Below are 23,782 nucleotides of genomic sequence, written 5' to 3' on the forward strand. Positions count from 1 at the left end.
AAGGCACAGGCGCAGGTATAGTAAAGCTAACAGGCAGAGCAGAAGCGACGGGAAGGAGTGGTATCGATGTTTGGCTATCGCAGTAATGTGCCAAAAGTGCGTCTGACGACGGACAGGCTGGTCGTTCGTCTGGTGCATGAGCGTGATGCCTGGCGTCTGGCGGATTATTACGCCGAGAATCGCCAGTTTTTAAAACCCTGGGAACCCGTTCGGGACGAGAGCCATTGCTACCCCTCTGGCTGGCAGGCGCGCCTCAGTATGATTGCGGAATTTCACAAACAGGGAAGTGCGTTTTATTTCGCGCTTCTCGATCCGGAAGAGAAAGAGATCGTTGGCATTGCCAATTTTTCAAACGTAGTACGCGGGTCGTTTCACGCCTGCTATCTCGGGTATTCCATCGGCCAGAAATGGCAGGGGCAGGGGCTCATGTTTGAGGCGCTGACGGCGGCGATTCGCTACATGCAGCGCACGCAACATATCCATCGCATTATGGCGAACTACATGCCGCACAATAAGCGCAGCGGCGATCTGCTGGCCCGCCTGGGGTTTGAGAAAGAGGGCTATGCCAAAGATTATCTGCTGATTGACGGCGAGTGGCGGGACCATGTCCTCACCGCGCTCACCACGCAGGAGTGGACCGCGGGTCGTTAAGGAGAAAAGATGAAATATCAGTTAAATGGCGCCGAAGCGCGCGTGATTGGCTGCCTGCTGGAAAAGCAGGTTACGACGCCGGAACAGTATCCTCTTTCCGTGAATGCCGTCACGATGGCCTGCAACCAAAAGACGAACCGTGAGCCGGTGATGAACCTTGGCGAGTACGAGGTGCAGGATATCCTTGATGAGCTGGTGAAGCGCCACTACCTGCGCACCGTCAGCGGCTTCGGTAATCGCGTCACTAAATATGAACAGCGCTTTTGTAATTCCGAATTTGGCGATTTAAAACTCAGCGCCGCAGAAGTGGCGGTTATCACCACGCTGCTGCTGCGCGGGGCGCAGACGCCGGGTGAACTGCGCACACGCGCCTCCCGCATGCATGAGTTTCAGGATATGCAGGACGTTGAACAGACGCTGGAGGGATTAGCCTCACGCGAGGACGGTCCTTACGTGGTGCGTCTGGCCCGCGAGCCGGGCAAGCGTGAAAGCCGCTACATGCACCTGTTTAGCGGCGACGTGGAGTCCTCTACGCTTGCCGTCGAATCCGACACGCCAGCATCAAACGACAGCCTGACTGCGCGCGTGGCAGCCCTGGAAGACGAGGTTGCCGGGCTGAAGCAGCGTCTGGATGCTTTACTCGCACACCTGGGAGATTAACCGTGACTACATTACGCATTGGAGTGGTGGGGCTGGGCGGGATTGCGCAAAAAGCCTGGCTGCCCGTTTTAGGCGCCGCGTCAGACTGGACGCTGCAAGGGGCGTGGTCGCCCACTCGCGAGAAAGCAGAGCGCATCTGCAAAACCTGGCGCATCCCTTATGCTGTCTCACTCCAGGATTTAGCCCGTGAATGTGATGCGGTATTTGTGCATACCTCAACCGCGACGCACTTCCAGGTGGTGAGCGAGTTGCTGAACGCAGGCGTTCACGTCTGCGTTGATAAGCCTCTGGCGGAAAATGTGCAGGATGCTGAACGACTGATTGAGCTGGCCGCGCGTAAAAAGCTGACGCTGATGGTCGGCTTCAACCGCCGTTTTGCGCCGCTCTATCAGAAGCTTAAAGCGCAGTCCGGCTCGTTTGCCTCTCTGCGTATGGATAAGCACCGTACCGACAGCGTGGGGCCGAACGATCTGCGGTTCACGCTGCTGGATGATTATCTCCACGTCGTGGATACGGCCCTGTGGCTGAGTAACGGAAAAGCCCAGCTGCAAAGCGGCACGCTGCTGACCAACGAGCAGGGTGAAATGGTTTACGCCGAACATCATTTTGCCGTTGAGCATTTACAGGTGACGACCAGCATGCATCGTCGGGCGGGCAGCCAGCGCGAGTCCGTGCAGGCCGTTACGGATGGCGCGCTGTATGACGTCACCGATATGCGTGAGTGGCGGGAAGAGAAGGGCAATGGCGTGCTTGCGTTACCCGTTCCCGGCTGGCAGAGCACCCTGGAGCAGCGTGGCTTTGTGGGCTGTGCGCGTCACTTCATTACCTGCGTGCAGAATCAGACGGTTCCTGAAACGTCCGGGGAGCAGGCCATTCTGGCGCAGCGCATCGTGGAACGACTCTGGCGCGAAGCGATGTCGGAATAACTCGCTGTAACATCTGCCGATAGTAATTCGTTGAAATCCGGTTAGACTAAGCGCCGCTTGTTGGCTTTGCCGGGTGGCGCTTTCGCTTATCCGTCCTGGAAATCCGTAGGGTTGTGGAACTTCACGTTAATGAACTTATTAAAATCGCTGGCGGCCGTCAGCTCGATGACCATGTTTTCCCGCGTGCTTGGCTTTGCTCGCGATGCCATTGTGGCAAGGGTTTTTGGCGCAGGGATGGCGACTGACGCCTTTTTCGTTGCGTTCAAGCTGCCGAACCTGCTGCGCCGTATTTTTGCCGAAGGGGCTTTCTCACAGGCATTTGTCCCGATCCTCGCGGAATATAAAAGCAAGCAGGGCGAAGATGCCACCCGCGTCTTTGTGGCGTACGTTTCCGGTTTACTGACGCTGGCGCTGGCGATCGTGACCGTACTGGGGATGCTGGCAGCGCCCTGGGTAATCATGGTAACGGCGCCGGGCTTTGCCGACACGGCGGATAAATTTGCCCTGACGACGCAACTGCTGCGGATAACCTTCCCCTATATTCTGCTGATTTCGCTGGCGTCGCTGGTGGGTGCCATCCTGAATACCTGGAACCGCTTCTCCGTGCCGGCCTTTGCCCCCACGTTCCTTAACGTCAGCATGATTGGCTTTGCGCTGTTCGCCGCGCCGCATTTTAACCCACCGGTGCTGGCGCTGGCCTGGGCCGTGACCGTCGGCGGGGTGTTACAGCTTGCTTACCAGCTCCCGCACCTGAAAAAGATCGGCATGCTGGTTCTGCCGCGCATTAATTTCAAAGATGCGGGCGCAATGCGCGTTATCAAACAGATGGGACCGGCAATACTCGGCGTGTCCGTCAGCCAGATCTCGCTCATCATCAATACCATCTTCGCCTCTTTCCTGGTGTCGGGCTCGGTGTCCTGGATGTACTACGCCGACCGGCTGATGGAGTTTCCATCCGGGGTGCTGGGCGTGGCGCTGGGGACTATTCTGCTGCCGTCGCTGTCGAAAAGTTTCGCCAGCGGCAACCACGATGAATACTGCCGCCTGATGGACTGGGGTCTGCGTCTCTGTTTTCTGCTGGCGCTGCCAAGCGCGGTGGCGCTGGGGATCCTGGCGAAACCGCTGACGGTGTCGTTGTTCCAGTATGGAAAATTCACCGCCTTTGATGCCGCCATGACCCAGCGTGCGCTCGTAGCCTACTCGGTGGGGCTGATGGGGCTGATTGTCGTGAAGGTGCTTGCGCCCGGTTTCTATTCACGTCAGGACATCAAAACGCCGGTTAAGATTGCCATTGTGACGCTGATCATGACGCAGCTGATGAACCTGGCGTTTATTGGTCCGCTGAAACACGCGGGTCTGTCACTGTCGATTGGTCTGGCGGCCTGTCTCAACGCCGGGCTGCTGTACTGGCAGCTGCGTAAGCAGGATATCTTCACCCCGCAGCCGGGCTGGGCAAGCTTCCTGCTGCGTCTGGCGATCGCGGTAGTAGTGATGGCGGCCGCGCTGGTTGGCATGTTGTATGTCATGCCTGAATGGGCGCAGGGCACCATGCCTTACCGCCTGATGCGTCTGATGGCCGTGGTGGTGGTCGGGGTGGTGGCGTACTTTGCCACGCTGGCGGTGCTTGGCTTCAAGGTGAAAGAGTTTACCCGCCGCACGGTATAAACGCCAAAAGGGGAGTCACCAGAAGGTGCTCCCCGCTTCATGACATGCCGCTAGTGCGTCAAATCGAAATCTTTTTCCCGCCCGTGATACGTGCCGTGGCCGTTTGACCATCCGCACCGTACAGCCCCGGCTCTTTATAGGGCTTTAACACCTCAAGCGCCTGCTGATTACGGATAATCTGACCTTCCAGCAGCCAGCCGTTATGCTGGTTGAGATCGCGAAGATGCTGGGTTTTTTCTGTAATGGTCTGCCAGCGTTCATTGATCTCATCATTGGCGCTGCGTTTCGTGTCTTGCTCAGCGCGTCGCTGTTTTTCCAGATAATCCAGGGTCGCCAGCAGCGAGCTTTTATCTTCAGTAATGCGTTGCAACGCGCTGCCGTTGATTTGACCAGAAGAGAGGTGGTGCTGTTCTGCGTCCATCACCGTTTTCAGGTCGTTCAGGACCACCGTCATCTGATCCAGTATTTCTGACAGTCGACTCATACGGTTAGTTACTCTGGAGGAAACTCTGTGCGTCCTGAATCAGCGCATCAGCGATTTTGCTGGTATCCATTTTCAGTTCGCCGTTACGGATAGCCGTTTTCAGCGCTTCAACTCGTTCCATGTTGATATCGCTGCTGCCTGGCTGCATCAGCTTCGACTGCGCATCGCTCAGCGTGACGCTCGTGCTGTTAGCCGTCGAGGTTTTTTCCAGACGCGTTTTTTGCGGGGCAGCCTCATTCGTTTCGCGAGGTTGTACAGTGCTAACCGGCTTCAGGGCTGATGTACGATCAATGCTCATAGTGTTGTCCTCATCGAGGGTTCGCGGCGTTTGCGCCTGACATCATCATTTGTTGAATATTTATCGGCAGTCGCCGCGAAATCTTTAAAAAGATTACAGGTTAATCAGAATATTCCCATCAGGACCGACCGTGCCGCTGACCACCTGGCCTGAGGACATTCTGACCCGGGCATTTTGCGCCACTGCGGCATTATTCAGCGCTTTTCCTTCACTGTTGATACTAAAGCCTTCGCCATTGGCGACCACCATCACCTGTTGTCCCGCCTTCACCCGCCACGCCTGGCGCAGCATAGAGAGCTGTATCGCCTGTCCAGGAGCGACATCGCGCAGGCTGACCGCCTCCTGAGCCTGGTTAATATCCAGCATCGTCCGCGGTGGAAGCTGATCCAGACGGCCTCGCTTCAGCGTTACGCTGTCTGGTTGCAGCAGGCTGCCCCGGGGAATGGGAACGGCGGCGACAACATAATTGCCTGTCGCCTGAACCGCAACCTGTAAATAACGTTTTTCGTTGGCGCAACGCGCCAGCACATTCACGTTGCCCCATAAGCGGGTGCTGCCGGTCACGCTAAATGACGGGGCTTCGCAGGAAGGGTAAAGGTTAGGCGGGGTGCGTACGGTCACGCGTACGTCATCGCTGAAACCGGCCAGCTTCTGCGCAAAGAATGCATTGAGCTGGTTCTCTAACCCCTCAGCCTGCACAAGAGGGCTCAAAAGCAGCAGGGTCGCCGCAAGGCCACGTTTAAAAGTCCGCATCGCACGTTCCACCATGTCCAGAATTAAGCAAATTCTACCCGCAGTGGTTTTCCATCAACGCAACAAATAGCGACGCATTTTGCGCTTATTCCGTCGATAGGGGAGACGGGGTGAGATTTAAGCTGTGAACTGAAATTTTCTCATCAGCGGAGGAGACATGCTCGATAAACTCGACGCCGCGTTACGTTTTCAGCAGGAAGCGCTCAACTTACGCGCCCAGCGGCAGGAAATTTTAGCCGCCAATATCGCCAACGCGGACACCCCCGGGTATCAGGCGCGCGATATTGATTTTTCCAGTGAACTCAAAAAAGTGATGGAGCGTGGACGTGCCGAAGGGACGGGTGTCTCACTTGCCCTGACATCCTCACGGCATATTCCCGCTCAGGCGATGACCGCGCCAACGACCGACCTGCTTTACCGTATTCCCGATCAGCCCTCGCTTGATGGCAACACCGTCGATATGGACCGGGAGCGCACACAGTTTGCCGATAACAGCCTGCAATACCAGACAGGCCTGACGCTACTCGGCGGGCAAATCAAAGGCATGATGACCGTCCTGCAGGGGGGCAATTAGTAAATGGCCTTGCTGAATATTTTTGATATCGCCGGTTCGGCATTAACGGCGCAGTCCAAACGACTGAACGTGGCAGCCAGTAACCTGGCCAACGCCGACAGCGTGACAGGACCTGACGGACAACCGTATCGCGCTAAACAGGTCGTCTTCCAGGTTGATTCTGCACCGGGTGCGGCAACGGGCGGCGTGAAAGTGGCGGACGTGGTTGAGAGCCAGGCGCCCGACAAGCTGGTTTACGAGCCAGGCAACCCGCTCGCGGATGCCAGCGGCTACGTGAAAATGCCGAACGTGGATGTGGTCGGGGAGATGGTGAACTCCATGTCCGCGTCACGCAGCTACCAGGCAAACGTCGAAGTGCTTAATACCGTGAAGAGCATGATGCTCAAAACACTCACTCTCGGCCAGTAAAGGAGACACGCATGTCCATCGCCGTAAACGTGAATGACCCGACAAATACCGGCGTCAACAGCACCAGTAGTGCAACCGGTTCCAGCTCTCTCACCGGGAGCAATGCCTCCGATTTACAGAGCAGCTTTCTGACCCTGCTGGTGGCACAGCTGAAAAATCAGGACCCGACCAATCCGATGCAGAATAACGAACTGACCACGCAGCTTGCGCAGATCAGTACCGTCAGCGGCATTGAGAAACTGAACACCACGCTCGGCTCGGTCTCCGGTCAAATCGATAACAGCCAGTCCTTGCAGGCCGCCAACCTGATCGGTCACGGGGTGATGATCCCGGGGACCACGATTCTGGCGGGCACCAGCACCACCGATGGCACGTCCACCACCACCACGACGCCGTTTGGCGTTGAGTTGCAGCAACCGGCCGACAAAGTCACCGCCACCATCAAAGACGCCAGCGGCAACGTGGTGCGCACGATTGAGATTGGCGAGCTTAAAGCGGGCGTTCATACCTTTACCTGGGATGGCAGCCTGACCGACGGCACTAAAGCGCCTAACGGCTCGTATCAGGTTGCGATTAGCGCCAGCAACGGCACCACGCAGCTGGTGGCTCAGCCGCTACAGTTTGCCCTGGTTCAGGGCGTCATCAAAGGTAGCGATGGCAACAAACTGGATTTGGGTACCTCCGGTACCACCACACTCGACGAAGTTCGGCAGATTATCTAAGCCTTCATACTTATCAGGAGTAAGTCATGGCCTTTTCTCAAGCGGTCAGCGGCCTGAATGCTGCGGCCACCAACCTGGACGTCATTGGCAACAACATCGCCAACTCCGCGACCTATGGTTTTAAATCCGGTTCTGCGTCTTTTGCAGATATGTTTGCAGGCTCTAAAGTGGGCCTGGGCGTGAAGGTTGCGGGTATCACCCAGGACTTCACCGACGGGACGACCACCAACACCGGTCGTGGTCTGGATGTCGCCATCAGCCAGAACGGTTTCTTCCGTATGGTGGATGCCAACGGTTCCGTGTTCTACAGCCGCAATGGCCAATTCAAGCTGGATGAAAACCGTAACCTGGTGAACATGCAGGGGCTACAGTTAACCGGTTATCCGGTTGCCGGCACGCCGCCGACGGTGCAAACCGGTGCGAATCCGCAGGCGATCACCATCCCAACGACGCTGATGGCGGCGAAGTCCACCACCACGGCCTCTCAGCAGATCAACCTGAACTCCACCGATACCGCGCCAACCGTCGCATTCGACCCGGCCAACCCTGACTCTTACAACAAGAAAGGCACCGTGACGGTGTTTGACAGCCAGGGTAATGCGCACAACATGAACCTGTTCTATGTCAAAGACGCTACTCCAGCTAACTCCTGGAAGGTGTATTCGCAGGACGGCAGCGTAGCGGGAGATGCAGCGAAACTGGCAACCACATTGGTCTTTAATGAGAGCGGTGTGTTGACCGGCGGTGGGGAAGTCGATATCGAGACCGGGGAGATCACTGGTGCAACGGTGGCAACCTTCAAAATGAGTTTCGCGAACTCCATGCAGCAGAACACCGGTGCGAACAACATCGTGGCGACGAGCCAGAACGGTTATAAGCCGGGCGATCTGGTGAGCTACCAGATCAACGATGACGGCACCGTTGTCGGTAACTACTCCAACGAACAGACCCAGGTGCTGGGCCAGATCGTGCTGGCTAACTTTGCCAACAACGAAGGCCTGAAGTCCGAAGGGGATAACGTCTGGTCCGCCACGCAGTCTTCCGGTGTTGCCCTGCTGGGTACCGCGGGTTCCGGTAACTTCGGCACGCTGACCAACGGCGCGCTTGAAGCCTCCAACGTCGATCTGAGTAAAGAGCTGGTGAACATGATTGTCGCGCAACGTAACTACCAGTCCAACGCGCAGACCATCAAAACCCAGGATCAGATCCTCAACACGCTGGTTAACCTGCGTTAAGCGGCTGACGGGAAAGCGCAATGGATCACGCAATATATACAGCGATGGGGGCTGCAAGCCAGACGCTCAATCAGCAGGCTGTTACCGCCAGCAACCTGGCGAACGCCTCCACGCCTGGTTTTCGTGCACAGCTCAACGCACTGCGTGCGGTGCCGGTAGAAGGGCTGTCATTGCCCACGCGTACGCTGGTCACCGCCTCCACGCCGGGCGCCGACATGACGCCAGGCCAGATGGATTACACCGCGCGTCCGCTGGACGTTGCCCTTCAGCAGGACGGCTGGCTGGCGGTGCAAACGGCTGACGGCGCAGAAGGGTATACCCGCAACGGTAACATTCAGGTGAGCGCCACCGGACAGTTGACGATTCAGGGGCATCCGGTGATGGGCGAAGCCGGTCCGCTGACGGTGCCGGAAGGGTCAGAGCTGACCATTGCGGCAGACGGGACGATCTCGGCGTTGAATCCGGGCGACCCGGCGAACACCGTTGCGCCTGTCGGTCGTCTGAAGCTGGTGAAAGCCGAAGGCAACGAAGTGCAGCGTGGCGATGACGGGATGTTCCGTCTGACCCAGGCGGCGCAGGCCACGCGTGGCGCCACGTTACAGGCCGACCCGACCATCCGCGTGATGTCCGGCGTGCTGGAAGGCAGTAACGTCAAACCGGTGGAAGCCATGACCGACATGATCGCCAGCGCCCGCCGCTTCGAAATGCAGATGAAAATCATCAGCAGCGTCGATGAAAACGCAGGCAAGGCTAACCAACTTCTGGCTATGAGTTAACAGGACTCCCTATGATCAGTTCTTTATGGATCGCGAAAACCGGTCTGGACGCACAGCAAACCAATATGGATGTAATTGCCAACAACCTGGCAAACGTCAGCACCAATGGTTTCAAGCGCCAGCGTGCGGTTTTCGAAGATTTGCTTTATCAAACGATTCGTCAGCCAGGGGCGCAGTCTTCTGAGCAAACCACGCTGCCGTCCGGTCTGCAAATTGGTACCGGCGTACGCCCTGTCGCCACCGAGCGTCTGCACAGCCAGGGCAACCTGTCCCAGACCAACAACAGCAAAGACGTTGCCATCAAAGGTCAGGGTTTCTTCCAGGTGCAACTGCCTGACGGGACCTCCGCCTATACCCGCGATGGTTCGTTCCAGGTGGATCAGAATGGTCAGCTGGTGACGGCGGGCGGCTTCCAGGTTCAGCCTGCGATCACCATCCCGGCGAACGCGCTGAGCATCACCATTGGCCGTGACGGTATCGTCAGCGTCACTCAGCAAGGTCAGGCCGCGCCGGTCCAGGTTGGTCAGCTCAACCTGACGACCTTCATGAACGATACCGGACTGGAAAGCATCGGTGAGAACCTCTACACCGAAACGCAGTCTTCCGGAACGCCAAATGAAAGTACCCCCGGCCTGAACGGTGCGGGGCTGCTGTACCAGGGGTATGTGGAAACCTCGAACGTTAACGTGGCGGAAGAACTGGTGAATATGATCCAGGTCCAGCGCGCCTATGAAATTAACAGTAAAGCAGTGTCGACGACCGACCAGATGCTGCAAAAACTGACGCAACTCTAAGGTGTAGCCCGGTGCGGTATACGTCGCACCGGCTCCCTGTTTTCGAAGATGAAGGCAATGCAAAAAAACGCGGCGTTTCGTTATCCGATCCTGACTGTTCTGGCTGTCACCCTCAGCGGGTGTGCCTGGATCCCGTCTAAACCATTGGTACAGGGTGCGACTACCGCCCAACCCGTTCCCGGCCCCTCGCCGGTGGTGAACGGCTCTATTTTCCAGACCGCGCAGCCGATTAACTACGGTTATCAGCCGCTGTTTGAAGACCGTCGTCCGCGTAACGTCGGCGATACGCTGACCATTGTGTTGCAGGAAAACGTCAGCGCGAGCAAGAGCTCGTCGGCGAACGCCAGCCGCGACGGCAAAACCAATTTTGGCTTCGACACCGTACCGCGCTATCTGCAAGGGCTTTTCGGCAACGCCCGTGCGGATGTGGAAGCCTCCGGCGGCAACACCTTTAACGGTAAAGGTGGCGCGAACGCCAGCAATACCTTCAGCGGAACGCTGACGGTAACGGTTGACCAGGTTCTGGTGAACGGCAACCTGCACGTGGTGGGCGAAAAACAGATCGCCATTAACCAGGGTACGGAATTCATTCGCTTCTCCGGTGTGGTTAACCCTCGCACCATCAGCGGCACCAACACCGTACCGTCCACACAGGTGGCGGATGCGCGCATTGAGTACGTCGGCAACGGCTACATCAACGAAGCGCAAAATATGGGCTGGCTGCAACGCTTCTTCCTTAACTTATCGCCGATGTAAGCGAGGTGACCTATGTATAAATTTCTCTTCGCCGTGGCGCTGTCGCTGGTCGCTACCGTTGCGCAGGCCGATCGCATTCGCGATCTCACCAGCGTGCAGGGCGTGCGCGAAAACTCCCTGATTGGCTACGGCCTGGTGGTGGGGCTGGATGGGACGGGTGACCAGACGACCCAGACGCCGTTCACCACCCAGAGCCTGAACAACATGCTCTCTCAGCTCGGTATTACCGTACCGGCGGGGACCAACATGCAGCTGAAAAACGTGGCGGCGGTGATGGTGACCGCGTCTTATCCGGCCTTTGCGCGTCAGGGGCAAACCATCGACGTGGTTGTCTCGTCGATGGGTAACGCCAAAAGCCTGCGCGGCGGTACGTTGTTGATGACGCCGCTGAAAGGCGTCGACAGCCAGGTGTATGCTCTGGCGCAGGGCAACATTCTGGTTGGCGGGGCAGGTGCGTCGGCGGGCGGCAGCAGCGTGCAGGTGAACCAGCTGAACGGGGGACGTATTACCAACGGCGCGATCATCGAACGTGAGCTGCCGACCCAGTTCGGCACCGGCAACACCATTAACCTGCAACTGAATAACGAAGACTTCACGATGGCGCAGCAGATTGCTGACACCATCAACCGCAGCCGGGGTTACGGCAGCGCCACCGCGCTGGATGCCCGCACCGTGCAGATCCGCACGTCAACCGGTAGCAGCAACCAGGTGCGGATGCTGGCCGATATCCAGAATATGGAAGTGAACGTGTCGGTGCAGGATGCAAAAGTCATTATCAACTCCCGTACCGGATCGGTGGTGATGAACCGCGAAGTGACGCTGGACAGCTGCGCCGTGGCGCAGGGCAAACTCTCCGTCACGGTTAACCGCTCGGCCAACGTCAGCCAGCCGGATACCCCGTTTGGTGGCGGTCAGACGGTAGTGACCCCGCAAACGCAGATAGATTTACGACAGAGCGGCGGATCGTTGCAGAGCGTGCGCTCCAGCGCCAACCTGAACAGCGTGGTGCGTGCCCTGAACGCGCTGGGTGCAACGCCAATGGATCTGATGTCCATTCTGCAATCCATGCAAAGTGCAGGCTGCCTGCGCGCTAAACTGGAAATCATCTAAATGCTGACCGATAGCAAACTGTTGACCAGTGCCGCCTGGGATGCCCAGTCGCTCAACGAGCTGAAAACCAAAGCGGGCAAGGATCCGGCGGCGAATATCCGCCCGGTTGCCCGTCAGGTGGAAGGCATGTTCGTGCAGATGATGTTGAAAAGCATGCGTGAAACCCTGCCGAAAGATGGCATGTTCAGCAGCGATTCCACACGGCTTTACACCAGCATGTACGATCAGCAGATTGCCCAGCAAATGACCACCGGAAAGGGGCTCGGCCTGGCGGACATGATTGTGAAACAGACCGCAGCCGCTCAGGGGCTGCCACCTGAAGAGGCTCCGCCGCAGGTGCCGCTGAAGTTTGATCTGGAAAAGGTGACCAGTTATCAAAATCAGGCGCTGACGCAGATGGTGCGTAAGGCGATGCCGAAGCCGACAGAAGCGCGTGACGAGCCGCTCTCCGGCGACAGCAAAGACTTCCTGGCGCAGCTCTCCCTGCCGGCGCGTCTTGCCAGTGAAGAAAGCGGCGTGCCACACCATCTGATTCTGGCGCAGGCGGCGCTGGAGTCGGGCTGGGGGCAACGTCAGATCCGCAGGGAGAACGGCAAGCCGAGCTTCAACATCTTTGGCGTGAAGGCCACTTCCAGCTGGAAGGGGCCGACCACGGAAATTACCACCACCGAATATGAGAACGGTGCGGCAGTGAAGGTGAAAGCCAAATTCCGCGTCTACAGCTCGTATCTGGAAGCGTTGTCGGATTATGTCGGGCTGCTGAGCCGGAATCCGCGTTACACCGCCGTGACCCAGGCCACCACGCCAGAGCAGGGCGCTCAGGCATTGCAGAATGCCGGCTACGCGACCGATCCAAACTATGCACGCAAGCTGACCAGCATGATCCAGCAGCTGAAATCCATGTCTGAGAAGGTCAGCAAAGCGTATAGCACAGATCTCGAAAATCTGTTCTGAAAGTTCTCAAGTCCCGGTGGAGGTTGCCGATAACCTTCATCAGGACTCGTGTCTGAACGTATAAAAGGAACCCCCATGTCCAGTTTGATTAACAGCGCCATGAGTGGCCTCAGTGCTGCGCAGTCGGCACTCAATACCGTCAGTAATAATATTTCAAGCTACAACGTGGCAGGTTATACCCGCCAGACTACCATTCTGGGCGCATCAAACAGCACCCTGACCGGCGGCGGCTGGGTGGGTAACGGGGTCTATGTCTCCGGCGTTCAGCGTGAATATGATGCGTTTATTACCAACCAGCTGCGCGCGGCGCAGAACCAGAGCAGCGGCCTGACCACGCGCTACCAGCAGATGTCAAAAATTGACGACGTGCTGTCGGATACCACGAACTCGCTTTCTGCCAACCTCCAGGATTTCTTTAAAAGCCTGCAAACGCTGGTGAGTAACGCAGAAGATCCGGCTGCACGCCAGACGGTACTCGGGAAGGCAGATGGTCTGGTAAACCAGTTCAAAACTAACGATCAATATCTCCGCGATCAGGATGCGCAGGTCAATACGGCGATTTCTACCAGCGTCGATCAGATCAATAACTATGCGAAGCAGATTGCCAACCTTAACGATCAGATTTCCCGGCTGACTGGCGTAGGGGCGGGCGCATCCCCGAACGAACTGCTCGATCAGCGCGATCAGCTGGTGAGCGAACTGAACAAAATTGTCGGTGTGGACGTGACCGTACAGGACAGCGGCACCTACAACATCTCTATCGCCAACGGCTATACCCTGGTACAGGGCAGCAACGCCAGCCAGCTGGCTGCGGTGAAATCCAGCGCGGACCCTGCACGTACAACGATTGCGTATGTGGATGCCGCAGCAGGCAACGTGGAGATCTCAGAAAAACAGATCACCACGGGGTCGCTTGGGGGGCTGTTAACGTTCCGTTCTCAGGATCTGGATCAGGCGCGAAATACGCTTAACCAGATGGCGCTGGCGTTTGCGGATGCCATGAATACCCAGCACCAGGCGGGCTTTGATGCCAACGGGGATAAAGGCGGCAAGCTGTTTGATTTTGGCTCCCCGGCAGTGCTGAGTAACGGTAAGAACTCCGGAAGCGCGTCCGTTACGGCCACGATGACGGACAGTACCAAGGTCCAGGCGACAAACTACAAAGTTGAGTATAACGGTACTGACTGGACAATCACGCGTCTGTCAGACAACACCAGCTTCACGGCTATGCCGGATACCAGCGGTAATCTGTCGTTTGATGGCCTCAACGTCAACATTAGCGGCTCGGCCAATAATAAAGACAGCTTTATCGTGAAGCCGGTGAATGACGTTATCGTGAATATGGACGTTGCGATCAGCGACGAATCCAAACTGGCGATGGCTTCCGCGCAAGGAAGCGGAGAAAGCGACAATACCAATGGCCAAAAGCTGCTGGATTTGCAGAGCGCCAAGCTGGTGGGGGGGAACAAAACCTTTAACGATGCTTATGCCGCGCTGGTCAGTACGGTGGGCAGCACCACGGCGTCGCTGAAAACCAGCAGCGAAACCAAAGTTAACGTTGTTACGCAGCTGACCAAACAACAGCAGTCAATCTCCGGGGTTAACCTGGATGAAGAGTATGGCAACCTGCAACGCTATCAGCAGTACTATCTGGCGAATGCGCAGGTGCTGCAAACGGCGAGCACGCTGTTTGATGCATTGATCAATATCCGCTAAGGCTGAGGCATAAAAAATGCGTATTAGTACTCAAATGATGTATGAGCAAAGCATGCGCGGCGTGACGAACTCCCAAAGTCTCTGGCTCAGCTACGGCGAGCAGATGTCTACGGGGAAGCGTATCAACCGTCCGTCTGACGATCCGATTGCCGCTTCGCAGGCCGTTGTGCTCTCTCAGGCCCAAACGCAAAATAGCCAGTATGCGCTGGCGCGCTCCTTCGCTACGACGAAAGTCTCGCTGGAAGAAAACGTGTTATCGCAAGTGACAACCGCTATCCAGGCTGCTCAGGAAAAGATTGTCAATGCGGGCAACGGTACGTTAAGTGACGATGACCGCGCTTCGCTGGCAACGAACCTGCAAGGTATTCGCGATCAGCTCATGAACCTGGCTAACAGCACGGACGGTAACGGTCGCTATATTTTTTCCGGTTACAAAACCGAAGCGGCGGCTTTCGACCAGGCTACGGGTGATTATAAGGGTGGCGGAACGCCAATCAGCCAGCAGGTTGACTCTGCGCGCACGATGCAAATCAGCCATACGGGCACTGAAGTTTTCGATAGCTTCACCAGCAATGCGAAGCCAGAGCCAGATGGTAGTGCGCCGGAAACGAATTTGTTCAAGATCCTCGATTCCGCAATTGAAGCGCTGAATAAGCCGATTGGCGATGACGAAACGAAGGCTGAAGCATTTACGGCGGCTATTGATAAAGCCAACCGTGGCCTGAGCAACTCCCTCAACAACGTGCTGACCGTTCGCGCGGACCTCGGCATCAAGCTGGACGAGCTGGGCAAGCTGGATTCTCTGGGTGAAGACCGCGCGCTGGGCCAGACTCAGCAGATGAGCGACCTGGTTGACGTAGACTGGAACTCGGTGATTTCGTCCTACACCATGCAGCAGGCGGCGTTGCAGGCCTCGTATAAAGCCTTTAGCGATATGCAGGGTATGTCTTTGTTCCAGATGAACAGATAAGACTCTGACCTGTTTGACATGTCTTGAAACTGGGCATGTTTTGACTGCCCAACCCGTCCGGGTTGGGCATTTTTTTTACACACTTTCTGCCTGAGCGGACACCACCCGGGCGCTTTCAATCACTCTGATAGCCAGCGCAATGGCACCACACAGGGTTGCCAGTGCTACCACGCCCGTCCAGCCTGCCAGCGTATAGATATTGCTGCCTAATGCCGAACCCAGCGCCATTCCGATGAAAATGACGGTAAACAGCAGGGCGTTAAGGCGCCCACGGGCCTGCGGCTCAAGGCTGTAGACCAGGTTCTGGTGCGCCACGAGGCTGGACTGCAAACCGAGATCGAAACCGACCGCGGAGAGGGCAATCAGGAGCAACTGGCCGTGTACACCCAGGGCTGGCATCAGGAACATCAGGGCAAACGAGAGGGTCACCAGCGCGGCACCCAGTTGGGTCACTTTACCGGCGCCCAGCTTATCGGCCAGACCGCCTGCCAGCGGTGCGGCCAGCGCGCCTGCGGCTCCGGCAATACCAAAACCACCCGCCACGGCGCTGCCAAGGTGATACCGTTCCAGCAGCATGACCGCCAGCGTCGACCAGAACGCACTAAAAGCAATCGACAGAAAACACTGAGCCAGCGCAGCCCGACGCAGCGCCGGGTAGCGACGCCAGAGGTGTTCCATGGAGCGCATCAGTGCCGGGTAGCTCAGCGTGGAATGAACGGCGAAGCGGGGAAGTACGGCCCACATCACCACGCCGATAAAGGCAATGCTTGCGGCGGCCAGCTGATACATCACTCGCCAGCCAAAGGCTTCACCCACCACGCCGCTCACGGTTCTGGAGAGCAAAATCCCCAGCAGCAGGCCGGTCATCACCGTGCCGACTGTTTTTCCCTGTTTGCCTTCCGGCGCGAGGATCGCTGCGGCCGGGACAATATCCTGCGCCATGGTGGCGGCCATGCCAATCAGCAGGCTGGTGAGCAGCAGGGAATGCAGTTGTCCGGTCAGGCTACAACCCAGCAGGAACAGCGCCAGAGCTGCACTTTTTATCAGGATCAACGTTCTGCGGTCATAACGATCGCCGAGCGGGAGCAGAAACAGGATACCTAAGGCATAACCCGCCTGGGTGAGCGTCGGGACCATGCCTATGCCTTCGATGCTCAGGTGCAGGTCTGAGCCCATCAGCGGCAGCAGAGGCTGGGCATAATAGATGGATGCCACGCTGAAGCCCGCACCGAGCGCCAGCATTAAGATTACCCAGCGGCTTACGGCCCGGGTGGTGGTTGTGTTCATAAGATGTTCCTCATTCGTCGTGTGCGGCTATTTTTTATCAGTACGCCTTGCGACGGTAGCGGGCGCGGTGGTAAAACGCTTATACGTGTAGCGTATAGGTGCAAATGATATGAAACGGACTGAGCGTATAGATCGTGTAGAACTGATGCGAACCTTTGTTCGCATTGTGGAGGCGGGGTCCCTTTCTGCGGCGGCACGTCAGCTGGCAACAACCCAGGCCACGGTGAGCCGACGGTTGCAGTCACTTGAAACCATGCTGGGCGTGCGCCTGATACTGCGTACAACCCATACCACACGGCTTACCGATGACGGTGAACGTTGCTATCAGCATGCCCGACGGGTAATTGACAGCTGGCTGGCGCTGGAAGACGAGGTGGGGCAGACGGAAGATGAACCGGTCGGGGTGCTGAGGGTGCGCGCGCCTCACGCGTTTGGCCAGGATCAGCTACTAAAACCGTTAACCGAATTTTTGCAGCGCTATCCCCAGCTTTCTGTTGAGTGGATGCTTAACGATCGCTCGGTTGATTTCCTCGGCGACAACCTTGACTGTGCTATTCGGGTGGGCGTGGAAGTCGATCCGGCAACCGTGTCTGTGCTACTGGCTGAAGTGCCGCGCTCGGTGGTAGCGTCACCGGCACTCCTGGCCCGTTTTCCCGCGGTTAACACGCCGGACGATCTGCAACATCTCCCCTGGATTGCAATCAGCTCTTTTTATCAACGCCATGTGGAACTCTTCCACGAGGCAACACCCACCCCGGCGAGAGTTACCATTACGCCACGCCTGAGTACCGACAGCCTGTATGTAGCGCGCAATACGGCACTCACCGGGCTAGGCGTGGCGGTGGTATCCAGCTGGACGGTACAGGATGATATTCGGGAAGGGCGACTGGTGCATTTACTGCCAGAGTGGCAGCCAGCAGCGCTACCGGTACATCTGGTTTATCCCTGGTCACGCTATTATCCGGCGCGCTTGCGGCGTTTTCTGGAGCTGATGCGGCAGATAATGCCGGAGGTCACCGGTATGAGAAAGCCGCTGCAACAGCCATAAAAAAGCCGACCCGAAGGTCGGCTTTCAGTCTTAGCGTGCGTTATTCAACAGGCTGAGGACGAGTAGCTGGGGCAGTAGCCATGTGCGTCGCACTGTGACCACCGGCAGCACCTTTACCTTCGAAGTTGAATTCCGGACGAACCCAGTCACTATGGCGTGGTGCTTCAGGCACGTACTCAGGTGCCGGGGCACGAGTCATTGGCGCGGTAGCAATGTGAGCAGGCGCTACAGCTTCAACGATCTCAACCGGCTCAGATTTCACTTCAGGCGCTTTGACCTCTTCGACAACAGGTTCAACCTGAATCTCGACGTCCTGAACAACCTCTTCCGTCACCGTTTCGACGGCAACGTCTGCGGGCTCTTCTGCTGCGGATACAGGCTTAGCGTCTTCCGCGACTTCTTCAGCCACCACGGTATCTTCTTCGGCAATGATCTGCGGTGCGGCATCAACCGGCGCAGCAATCACTTCAGGATGGGTCGTTTCCACTTCCACAGCCTGCGGCGGCGCTGTTTCAACAACCTGCGGTTCGACCACAGTTGCCGCTTCAGTCACGACGTCTTCCACCGCGACGACTGGTGCAATCACCTCTTCGGTCACAGCCTGTTCTTCAACAGCCTGCTCCGGACGTGCAACCGGATAACGGATCCAGACTTTACCGGATGCCATCTCAGGTGACGCGCACGCCACGGTCATTGGCATTGGAGACTGGGTCGGGTAACGCTCGTCACGATAACGACGGCGACGCTGACCGCTCACGCGCAGATGGCGTGGAGAACGGCGGGAGCGACGCGGCATACCTGCGTTATCACGGTTTTCGCTGCTTTCGTCCTGCTCAACCTGATTTTCAACTACGGCTGGCAGGTCAACTTTCGCAACCTGAGTACCCGTTGTGCTTTCAACCGCTTCAACCGCGATAACGTCGTTTTCTTCGGCCTGAACAACACCCACACGTACTTTCTGGGTCAGCTGGCGCTGCTTACGACGCGGCATAACCTGAGTACGCTCTTCCTGCTCAGTGTCCTGCTGTTCTACAGGCGCTTCGCGATTCAGGTTTTTGACTTCCTGCTGAGCCTGGCGTTTGTCATCGTTACGACGACGGTTACGCTCGCGGCGAGGCTGCTGCTCGTCACGCTGTTTGCTCTTCTCGGACTCATCGCCCGCCTGCTGGCGAATCTCACGATCTTCAACGTTCTGCTGTTGCTTCTCGCGACGGTTGCGACGGTTGTCCTCGCGCTGTTCACGGCCTTCGTTGTTATCGGAACGATTATCACGGCGCTCATTACGATCGCCACGGTCGTTGCGGTCGCGACGGTTGTTCTGACGCTTACGACGGTCCTGCTGACGCTCTGGTTTCGCTTCTTTTGGCGCTTCTTTCGGCTCCTCAGGCTGAACTTCTTCGGCGGCAAACATTTTTTTCAGCGCACCGATGATGCGGCTCAGGAGACCAGGCTGCTCAGGCTGTGCTTTTGGCGCGGCAGGAGCCACTTTCTGCACAGCAGGTTTTTCCGCTGGTTTTTCCAGCGTCGCTTCTGGCGGTGCTTCCGGCATGATGAAGGTCGCTAAAGCTGGCTGCTCAGGCAGTTTACGCTCGGCAGGCTCTTCATCAGACGGCAGCGCCATTTCTTCTTCATGCAGCTTCGGCAGCAGGTAGCTGAGGGTGCTTGTCTCTTCGCCTTTGCGCACGCGCAGCACGTGATAGTGCGGGGTTTGCATCTCGTCGTTTGGCACGATGATGCAGCGAACGCCGCCCTGACGCGCTTCGATTGCGCTCACCGCTGCACGTTTTTCGTTCAGCAGGTAGGAGGCAATCGGCACCGGAACAATAGCGTGAACCTCTTTGGTGTTCTCTTTCAGCGCTTCTTCTTCAATCAGACGCAGAATAGAGAGGGAGAGAGATTCATTGTCACGAACGGTACCTGTACCGGAACAGCGCGGGCAGACGTGATGGCTGGACTCACCCAGAGACGGGCTGAGGCGCTGACGGGACATCTCCAGCAGGCCAAAGCGAGAAATATGGCTGATCTGGATACGCGCGCGATCCTGGCGCACCGCTTCACGCAGACGGTTTTCAACCGCACGCTGGTGGCGAACCGGGGTCATGTCGATGAAGTCGATAACGATCAGACCACCCAGGTCGCGCAGGCGGAGCTGGCGGGCGATTTCATCAGCGGCTTCAAGGTTGGTGTTGAAGGCGGTCTCTTCGATGTCGCCGCCGCGGGTTGCACGCGCGGAGTTGATGTCGATGGCGGTCAACGCTTCGGTGGTATCGATAACGATAGAACCGCCGGACGGCAGACGCACTTCACGCTGGAAGGCAGACTCGATCTGGGATTCAATCTGATAATGGCTGAACAGCGGGATTTCACCGGTGTACAGTTTAATTTTGCTGGTGAAATCCGGGCGACCCAGTGCGGCGATGTGCTGGCGAGCCAGCTCAAGCACTTTCGGGTTATCAATCAGAATTTCACCGATGTCCTGACGCAGATAATCACGGAAGGCACGCACGATGACGTTGCTTTCCTGGTGGATCAGGAACGGCGCAGCACGGCTTTCTGCCGCTTTCTTGATGGCTTCCCAGTGTTTCAGGCGGAAGCTCAGGTCCCACTGCAACGCTTCGGCAGATTTGCCAACGCCTGCGGTGCGCACGATAAGGCCCATGCCGTCTGGCAGTTCAAGACTTGCCAGTGCTTCTTTCAGCTCGGTACGGTCATCGCCTTCGATACGGCGAGAGATGCCACCCGCACGCGGGTTGTTTGGCATCAATACCAGATAGCTTCCTGCCAGACTGATAAAGGTGGTCAGCGCGGCGCCTTTGTTGCCACGCTCTTCTTTATCGATCTGGACGATAACTTCCTGACCTTCACGCAGAACATCTTTGATGTTCGGACGGCCATGGGAGTTGTAGTTTGCAGGAAAATATTCGCGGGCGATTTCTTTGAGAGGAAGGAAACCGTGACGCTCAGCACCGTAATCGACAAATGCAGCTTCAAGGCTTGGTTCAATGCGGGTGATTTTGCCTTTGTAAATGTTCGCTTTTTTCTGTTCGTGTCCAGGACTTTCGATATCCAGATCGTACAGGCGCTGCCCATCCACAAGGGCGACACGCAACTCTTCTTGCTGAGTTGCGTTGATTAACATTCTTTTCATCGTAACTTACTCGTTATTCTTACATTGACGACAAAGCTGCGGGCAAGGTGACGCTTTCCGGGGTATGAACCGATGGCCTCGTGTCTATTCACGTCGCCAACCTCACGGTTGTCGCTCGCTTAAGAGGCGCAGAGTGTCGGTTGCCTGTATTTCATAGGGAAACACAGCGCAATTATCAGGGGAATTGCCTGGGAAAACTCTCCAGAGAACAATCCTTATACCGGGAAGTACTGCAACCCGCAGCCCGCTAACTGCCTGAAAGATCAATACGTCTTACGCCATTGCTGCGTGGATGATCGGTCAGACAAAATTGGTCATTCCGTCGACATCCTTACAAAACCCGGATTTAACGCGGAAAACGGATTCATTATTCCACTGCTCGCCGGGTTATAGCAAGATGACTTTTACCAATTATCACCCGGTTACTCACAGTTTCTTCACTTCAACGGGGTGATTGGTTTAATAACCACCAAATCGATTGCGCGAAAGGGGAGTGGTCCGGATAAAAGTAAATATAAGCATAGAAAAATGAGTGGCGCTAATGTCAGACGCTATTTAGAATCGCCAACCATGAAAACAGAGACTCCAGCCGTAAAAATGGTTGCCATCGCCGACGACGAGGCGGGGCAACGTATCGATAATTTTTTGCGCACCCAATTGAAGGGTGTGCCAAAAAGTATGATTTATCGCATCTTGCGTAAGGGTGAGGTGCGGGTGAACAAAAAACGTGTGAAGCCCGAGTACAAGCTCGTGGCGGGCGATGAAGTCCGCATTCCACCGGTACGTGTTGCAGAGCGTGAAGAAGAGGTCGTTTCTCCGAAGCTGCAAAAAGTCGCGGCTTTGAGCGACGTTATCCTTTATGAGGACGACCACATTCTGGTGCTGAATAAACCGTCCGGAACGGCGGTACACGGGGGGAGCGGTCTGAGCTTCGGCGTGATCGAAGGTTTACGTGCGCTGCGCCCGGAAGCGCGTTTCCTCGAACTGGTTCACCGTCTTGACCGTGATACCTCAGGCGTGCTGTTGGTGGCGAAAAAACGTTCTGCACTGCGTTCCCTGCATGAACAGCTGCGCGAAAAAGGGATGCAGAAAGATTATCTGGCGCTGGTGCGCGGCCAGTGGCAGTCCCACGTGAAAGTGGTGCAGGCGCCGCTGCTGAAAAATATTCTGCAAAGCGGTGAGCGCATTGTTCGTGTAAATCAGGAAGGGAAACCGTCTGAGACGCGATTTAAAGTAGAAGAGCGCTACGAATTTGCAACGCTGGTGCGCTGTAGTCCGGTGACGGGGCGTACTCACCAGATTCGCGTCCATACCCAGTTTGCAGGCCATCCGATTGCGTTCGACGATCGCTATGGCGATCGCGAGTTTGATAAGCAGTTGGCGGGTACGGGGCTGTCGCGTCTGTTCCTGCATGCGGCAGCGCTGAAGTTTACCCATCCTAATACCGGTGAAGTTATCCGTATTGAAGCGCCGCTGGATGAGCAGTTGAAACGCTGCCTGAAAGTTCTGCGCGGCTGATTATGTGCCGGGTGGCGCTGCGCTTACCCGGCCTACGAAATCCGTAGGCCCATGCAAGCGAAGCGCCGCTGGGCAAAAATCACATCGTCAGCGGATTACACTCTTCTCGCCTTAACATCTGGCACAGCGCAATCAGCGGCAACCCCACCAGCGTGTTGGGATCCCGCCCGTCCAGCTTGTCGAACAGTGCAATTCCCAGCCCTTCACTTTTGAAACTCCCTGCGCAGTTCAGAGGACGTTCCCGACGCACGTAATCCATAATCTCCTCCTCGCTGAGATGACGGAAGTGCACATCAAATGGCTCACACTCGGTTTGCAGATGACCGGAGGCCGAATTATAAAGCGCCAGGCCGGTATAAAAGGTCACGATACTGCCTCGCGCACGCAAAAGCTGCTGGCAGGCGTTTTCTTCCGTATGCGGTTTACCGGTGATTTCGCCGTCCAGCACACAAACCTGATCGGAGCCTATAATCAGATGAGCGGGGTAACGTACGGCCAGCGACTGTGCTTTCTCTTTCGCGAGACGGGTCACCAGATGACGCGGTGACTCGCCCGGCTGTGGCGTTTCATCCACCTCCGGCGCGGCGCATTCAAACGGGATCCCGAGCTTTTCCAGCAGCATTCGGCGATAAGGTGAAGTGGAAGCAAGGACGAGATTTGGCATATTTTTATCACCAGATATAGCGTATCGATGCCAGCCATTTTAAACTACAGGCCGCAATGTGTGCGAATAATTGGCAAAAGGCAGCTCTGGTTGCCTTTTTCTTTGACTCTATGACGTTACAAAGTTAATATGCGCGCCCTATGCAAAAGGTAAAATTACCCCTGACTCTTGATCCGGTTCGTACGGCTCAAAAACGCCTCGATTACGAAGGAATCTATTCTTCCGATCAGGCTGAGCGTATTGCCGAATCTGTAGTCAGTGTGGACAGTGATGTAGAGTGCTCCATGTCGTTCGCTATCGACAACCAGCGCCTCGCCGTTTTAACCGGTGATGCAAAGGTGACGGTAACGCTCGAATGTCAGCGCTGCGGGAAACCGTTTGTACAGCATGTTCACACAACGTATTGTTTCAGTCCGGTTCGTTCTGACGAACAGGCTGAAGCACTCCCGGAAGCGTATGAACCGATTGAGGTTAACGAATTCGGTGAAATCGATCTTCTGGCGCTGGTTGAAGATGAAGTCATCCTCTCCCTGCCAGTCGTTCCGGTGCATGATTCTGAACACTGTGAAGTGTCCGAGGCGGACATGGTCTTTGGGGAACTGCCTGATGAAGCGCAAAAACCAAATCCATTTGCCGTATTAGCCAGCTTAAAGCGTAAGTAATTG

24 protein-coding genes are annotated in these 23,782 nt (G+C 56.5%); 18 read left to right on the top strand and 6 right to left on the bottom strand.

All coding sequences use genetic code 11. From position 1 onward, the window contains the following. Positions 1-66: 66 nt before the first annotated feature. From rimJ to murJ, 4 genes are all read left to right on the top strand, one after another. Complete coding sequence (gene rimJ / locus ACQG1K_RS08405; RefSeq protein ID WP_003858007.1) at positions 67-651, top strand: ribosomal protein S5-alanine N-acetyltransferase; 585 nt, start codon at positions 67-69, stop codon at positions 649-651. Between the two features lie 9 nt (positions 652-660). Continuing rightward, complete coding sequence (locus tag ACQG1K_RS08410; RefSeq protein WP_045307934.1) at positions 661-1,311, top strand: YceH family protein; 651 nt, start codon at positions 661-663, stop codon at positions 1,309-1,311. A gap of 2 nt (positions 1,312-1,313) precedes the next feature. After that, complete coding sequence (locus ACQG1K_RS08415; protein ID WP_367076516.1) at positions 1,314-2,237, top strand: Gfo/Idh/MocA family protein; 924 nt, start codon at positions 1,314-1,316, stop codon at positions 2,235-2,237. Between the two features lie 129 nt (positions 2,238-2,366). Beyond that, complete coding sequence (gene murJ / locus ACQG1K_RS08420) at positions 2,367-3,902, top strand: murein biosynthesis integral membrane protein MurJ (RefSeq protein ID WP_017384735.1); 1,536 nt, start codon at positions 2,367-2,369, stop codon at positions 3,900-3,902. A gap of 58 nt (positions 3,903-3,960) precedes the next feature. Here the strand turns inward: murJ and flgN are convergent, their stop codons facing one another. From flgN to flgA, 3 genes are all read right to left on the bottom strand, one after another. Beyond that, on the bottom strand, positions 3,961-4,386 hold the full coding sequence (flgN, locus tag ACQG1K_RS08425; RefSeq protein ID WP_022647721.1) for a flagella biosynthesis chaperone FlgN: 426 nt from the start codon (positions 4,384-4,386) through the stop codon (positions 3,961-3,963). Positions 4,387-4,390: 4 nt separating this feature from the next. After that, positions 4,391-4,684, bottom strand: a complete 294-nt coding sequence (gene flgM, locus ACQG1K_RS08430; RefSeq protein ID WP_003858002.1) for a flagellar biosynthesis anti-sigma factor FlgM — start codon at positions 4,682-4,684, stop codon at positions 4,391-4,393. A 93-nt stretch (positions 4,685-4,777) separates the two neighbouring features. After that, positions 4,778-5,437, bottom strand: a complete 660-nt coding sequence (flgA, locus tag ACQG1K_RS08435) for a flagellar basal body P-ring formation chaperone FlgA (protein ID WP_022647723.1) — start codon at positions 5,435-5,437, stop codon at positions 4,778-4,780. A 157-nt stretch (positions 5,438-5,594) separates the two neighbouring features. Between flgA and flgB the strand changes: the two genes are divergently transcribed. The 11 genes from flgB to flgL all read left to right on the top strand — a co-directional run bounded on the left by flgB (position 5,595) and on the right by flgL (position 15,452). Then, positions 5,595-6,011 (top strand): flagellar basal body rod protein FlgB, encoded by a 417-nt coding sequence (gene flgB / locus ACQG1K_RS08440; protein ID WP_003857999.1) that lies wholly within the window; start codon positions 5,595-5,597, stop codon positions 6,009-6,011. 3 nt (positions 6,012-6,014) lie between these two features. Next, the gene (gene flgC / locus ACQG1K_RS08445) at positions 6,015-6,419 is read left to right on the top strand and encodes a flagellar basal body rod protein FlgC (protein WP_367076512.1); all 405 of its coding nucleotides are present in this window, start codon (positions 6,015-6,017) and stop codon (positions 6,417-6,419) included. An 11-nt stretch (positions 6,420-6,430) separates the two neighbouring features. Then, complete coding sequence (gene flgD, locus ACQG1K_RS08450; protein WP_003857994.1) at positions 6,431-7,141, top strand: flagellar hook assembly protein FlgD; 711 nt, start codon at positions 6,431-6,433, stop codon at positions 7,139-7,141. Positions 7,142-7,167: 26 nt separating this feature from the next. Beyond that, positions 7,168-8,376 (top strand): flagellar hook protein FlgE, encoded by a 1,209-nt coding sequence (gene flgE, locus ACQG1K_RS08455; protein ID WP_165715745.1) that lies wholly within the window; start codon positions 7,168-7,170, stop codon positions 8,374-8,376. A 20-nt stretch (positions 8,377-8,396) separates the two neighbouring features. Beyond that, on the top strand, positions 8,397-9,152 hold the full coding sequence (locus tag ACQG1K_RS08460; RefSeq protein WP_022647727.1) for a flagellar basal body rod protein FlgF: 756 nt from the start codon (positions 8,397-8,399) through the stop codon (positions 9,150-9,152). An 11-nt stretch (positions 9,153-9,163) separates the two neighbouring features. Beyond that, entirely contained in the window at positions 9,164-9,946 is a 783-nt protein-coding gene (gene flgG, locus ACQG1K_RS08465) for a flagellar basal-body rod protein FlgG (protein ID WP_000625853.1), read from the top strand. Between the two features lie 57 nt (positions 9,947-10,003). Continuing rightward, positions 10,004-10,702: a flagellar basal body L-ring protein FlgH gene (gene flgH, locus ACQG1K_RS08470; protein WP_023299788.1), complete on the top strand. Its 699-nt coding sequence runs from the start codon at positions 10,004-10,006 to the stop codon at positions 10,700-10,702. Between the two features lie 12 nt (positions 10,703-10,714). After that, positions 10,715-11,812 (top strand): flagellar basal body P-ring protein FlgI, encoded by a 1,098-nt coding sequence (locus ACQG1K_RS08475; RefSeq protein WP_426720880.1) that lies wholly within the window; start codon positions 10,715-10,717, stop codon positions 11,810-11,812. Then, the gene (gene flgJ / locus ACQG1K_RS08480; RefSeq protein ID WP_426720879.1) at positions 11,813-12,766 is read left to right on the top strand and encodes a flagellar assembly peptidoglycan hydrolase FlgJ; all 954 of its coding nucleotides are present in this window, start codon (positions 11,813-11,815) and stop codon (positions 12,764-12,766) included. 75 nt (positions 12,767-12,841) lie between these two features. Next, entirely contained in the window at positions 12,842-14,482 is a 1,641-nt protein-coding gene (gene flgK / locus ACQG1K_RS08485; RefSeq protein WP_367076508.1) for a flagellar hook-associated protein FlgK, read from the top strand. Positions 14,483-14,498: 16 nt separating this feature from the next. Beyond that, the gene (gene flgL, locus ACQG1K_RS08490; RefSeq protein ID WP_023299791.1) at positions 14,499-15,452 is read left to right on the top strand and encodes a flagellar hook-associated protein FlgL; all 954 of its coding nucleotides are present in this window, start codon (positions 14,499-14,501) and stop codon (positions 15,450-15,452) included. Positions 15,453-15,527: 75 nt separating this feature from the next. On the opposite strand, the gene ACQG1K_RS08495 is transcribed toward flgL, so the two are convergent. Continuing rightward, positions 15,528-16,739 carry an MFS transporter gene (locus ACQG1K_RS08495; RefSeq protein WP_367076506.1) on the bottom strand — a complete coding sequence of 404 codons (1,212 nt, stop codon included), beginning with the start codon at positions 16,737-16,739 and terminating at the stop codon, positions 15,528-15,530. 109 nt (positions 16,740-16,848) lie between these two features. Here ACQG1K_RS08495 and ACQG1K_RS08500 point away from each other — a divergent pair, with 109 nt between their 5' ends. Beyond that, on the top strand, positions 16,849-17,787 hold the full coding sequence (locus ACQG1K_RS08500) for a LysR family transcriptional regulator (RefSeq protein WP_280005152.1): 939 nt from the start codon (positions 16,849-16,851) through the stop codon (positions 17,785-17,787). A gap of 40 nt (positions 17,788-17,827) precedes the next feature. Here the strand turns inward: ACQG1K_RS08500 and rne are convergent, their stop codons facing one another. Further along, entirely contained in the window at positions 17,828-20,935 is a 3,108-nt protein-coding gene (gene rne / locus ACQG1K_RS08505) for a ribonuclease E (protein WP_023299794.1), read from the bottom strand. Positions 20,936-21,505: 570 nt separating this feature from the next. Here rne and rluC point away from each other — a divergent pair. Continuing rightward, the gene (gene rluC / locus ACQG1K_RS08510; protein WP_302214984.1) at positions 21,506-22,453 is read left to right on the top strand and encodes a 23S rRNA pseudouridine(955/2504/2580) synthase RluC; all 948 of its coding nucleotides are present in this window, start codon (positions 21,506-21,508) and stop codon (positions 22,451-22,453) included. Positions 22,454-22,532: 79 nt separating this feature from the next. Here the strand turns inward: rluC and ACQG1K_RS08515 are convergent, their stop codons facing one another. Then, on the bottom strand, positions 22,533-23,117 hold the full coding sequence (locus ACQG1K_RS08515; RefSeq protein WP_032622147.1) for a Maf family protein: 585 nt from the start codon (positions 23,115-23,117) through the stop codon (positions 22,533-22,535). 140 nt (positions 23,118-23,257) lie between these two features. Here ACQG1K_RS08515 and yceD point away from each other — a divergent pair, with 140 nt between their 5' ends. Next, positions 23,258-23,779, top strand: a complete 522-nt coding sequence (yceD, locus tag ACQG1K_RS08520; protein ID WP_003857966.1) for a 23S rRNA accumulation protein YceD — start codon at positions 23,258-23,260, stop codon at positions 23,777-23,779. Positions 23,780-23,782: the final 3 nt, after the last annotated feature.

Source organism: Enterobacter cloacae complex sp. 402C9 (assembly GCF_050030745.1).
GTDB lineage: Bacteria > Pseudomonadota > Gammaproteobacteria > Enterobacterales > Enterobacteriaceae > Enterobacter > Enterobacter intestinihominis.

Coding starts and splice junctions, on each gene's coding strand:
- rimJ (WP_003858007.1), top strand. CDS start 67: ATGTTTGGCTATCGCAGTAATGTGCCAAAAGTGCGTCTGACGACGGAC.
- ACQG1K_RS08410 (WP_045307934.1), top strand. CDS start 661: ATGAAATATCAGTTAAATGGCGCCGAAGCGCGCGTGATTGGCTGCCTG.
- murJ (WP_017384735.1), top strand. CDS start 2,367: ATGAACTTATTAAAATCGCTGGCGGCCGTCAGCTCGATGACCATGTTT.
- flgN (WP_022647721.1), bottom strand. CDS start 4,386: ATGAGTCGACTGTCAGAAATACTGGATCAGATGACGGTGGTCCTGAAC.
- flgM (WP_003858002.1), bottom strand. CDS start 4,684: ATGAGCATTGATCGTACATCAGCCCTGAAGCCGGTTAGCACTGTACAA.
- flgA (WP_022647723.1), bottom strand. CDS start 5,437: ATGCGGACTTTTAAACGTGGCCTTGCGGCGACCCTGCTGCTTTTGAGC.
- flgB (WP_003857999.1), top strand. CDS start 5,595: ATGCTCGATAAACTCGACGCCGCGTTACGTTTTCAGCAGGAAGCGCTC.
- flgC (WP_367076512.1), top strand. CDS start 6,015: ATGGCCTTGCTGAATATTTTTGATATCGCCGGTTCGGCATTAACGGCG.
- flgD (WP_003857994.1), top strand. CDS start 6,431: ATGTCCATCGCCGTAAACGTGAATGACCCGACAAATACCGGCGTCAAC.
- flgE (WP_165715745.1), top strand. CDS start 7,168: ATGGCCTTTTCTCAAGCGGTCAGCGGCCTGAATGCTGCGGCCACCAAC.
- ACQG1K_RS08460 (WP_022647727.1), top strand. CDS start 8,397: ATGGATCACGCAATATATACAGCGATGGGGGCTGCAAGCCAGACGCTC.
- flgG (WP_000625853.1), top strand. CDS start 9,164: ATGATCAGTTCTTTATGGATCGCGAAAACCGGTCTGGACGCACAGCAA.
- flgH (WP_023299788.1), top strand. CDS start 10,004: ATGCAAAAAAACGCGGCGTTTCGTTATCCGATCCTGACTGTTCTGGCT.
- ACQG1K_RS08475 (WP_426720880.1), top strand. CDS start 10,715: ATGTATAAATTTCTCTTCGCCGTGGCGCTGTCGCTGGTCGCTACCGTT.
- flgJ (WP_426720879.1), top strand. CDS start 11,813: ATGCTGACCGATAGCAAACTGTTGACCAGTGCCGCCTGGGATGCCCAG.
- flgK (WP_367076508.1), top strand. CDS start 12,842: ATGTCCAGTTTGATTAACAGCGCCATGAGTGGCCTCAGTGCTGCGCAG.
- flgL (WP_023299791.1), top strand. CDS start 14,499: ATGCGTATTAGTACTCAAATGATGTATGAGCAAAGCATGCGCGGCGTG.
- ACQG1K_RS08495 (WP_367076506.1), bottom strand. CDS start 16,739: ATGAACACAACCACCACCCGGGCCGTAAGCCGCTGGGTAATCTTAATG.
- ACQG1K_RS08500 (WP_280005152.1), top strand. CDS start 16,849: ATGAAACGGACTGAGCGTATAGATCGTGTAGAACTGATGCGAACCTTT.
- rne (WP_023299794.1), bottom strand. CDS start 20,935: ATGAAAAGAATGTTAATCAACGCAACTCAGCAAGAAGAGTTGCGTGTC.
- rluC (WP_302214984.1), top strand. CDS start 21,506: ATGAAAACAGAGACTCCAGCCGTAAAAATGGTTGCCATCGCCGACGAC.
- ACQG1K_RS08515 (WP_032622147.1), bottom strand. CDS start 23,117: ATGCCAAATCTCGTCCTTGCTTCCACTTCACCTTATCGCCGAATGCTG.
- yceD (WP_003857966.1), top strand. CDS start 23,258: ATGCAAAAGGTAAAATTACCCCTGACTCTTGATCCGGTTCGTACGGCT.